The 256-nt window shown below is 53.5% G+C and carries 1 rRNA gene; it reads right to left on the bottom strand.

From position 1 onward, the window contains the following. A 16S ribosomal RNA gene (locus HMPREF3264_RS12295) occupies window positions 1–256 on the bottom strand; the annotation flags it as partial.

Here is a 256-nt window from a genome sequence, read left to right as displayed (position 1 = left end):
GGGTCCCCGTCAATTCCTTTGAGTTTCAACCTTGCGGTCGTACTCCCCAGGCGGAGTGCTTAATGCGTTAGCTGCAGCACTAAGGGGCGGAAACCCCCTAACACTTAGCACTCATCGTTTACGGCGTGGACTACCAGGGTATCTAATCCTGTTTGATCCCCACGCTTTCGCACATCAGCGTCAGTTACAGACCAGAAAGTCGCCTTCGCCACTGGTGTTCCTCCATATCTCTGCGCATTTCACCGCTACACATGGA

This window comes from Staphylococcus sp. HMSC62A08, from assembly GCF_001839105.1.
GTDB lineage: Bacteria > Bacillota > Bacilli > Staphylococcales > Staphylococcaceae > Staphylococcus > Staphylococcus caprae.
This window is presented reverse-complemented; position numbering and strand designations above follow the sequence as displayed.